The sequence below is a fragment of the Neisseria sp. P0021.S007 genome, assembly GCF_051956855.1.
This window is the reverse complement of the sequence record NZ_JBQCXA010001262.1, coordinates 1-508: the sequence shown is the minus strand read 5'-3', so window position 1 is coordinate 508 and position 508 is coordinate 1. Positions and strand designations below refer to the sequence as shown.

The 508-nt window shown below is 38.0% G+C and carries 1 protein-coding gene; it reads right to left on the bottom strand.

Features of this window, described 5'->3' with window-relative positions; all coding sequences use genetic code 11:
* On the bottom strand, positions 1-160 hold a 160-nt coding region (locus ACTHUR_RS18640), incomplete at its 3' end, for an AAA family ATPase (RefSeq protein WP_440400256.1).
* Positions 161-508 lie beyond the last annotated feature (348 nt).

Below are 508 nucleotides of genomic sequence, written 5' to 3'. Positions count from 1 at the left end.
CTCCCATATCAATCACTTTTGATAAAAATGCCAAGGCATCGACAAAATTGCTTTTACCCGTACCGTTTGCCCCCGCTAAAACCATAAAAGGAGAAACATCTTTTAGCTCTACATTTTGGATACTTTTAAATCCTTTAATTTCCAAATAGTTAATTTTCATTTTTAATTCTCTTGAATTTATCAACAAAACGTGTTTGAAAGCATACAGAGCATTTCATAGGATGGCAACCTTTTTCTTGTGCAAAAATCAAGCTATACTATTGTTTTAAAAAACATTATTCTTACATGAATTCTCAGATAAGTATCAACTTTGCTAGAACGCCGTTTTTAAAATATTGGTATAAAAATTTTTCCGAAACTCTTTTCAGACGACCTCGGCATCGCGTGGATAGCACAGTATGAGCTTGGCAGATGCACTCCATTCGGGACAACTGGTCGAGCTCTTCCCCGAATACGCCATTACTTACGATCCGCTTTACCTCTATTCCCCAGCCGCCGCGGGCATTCG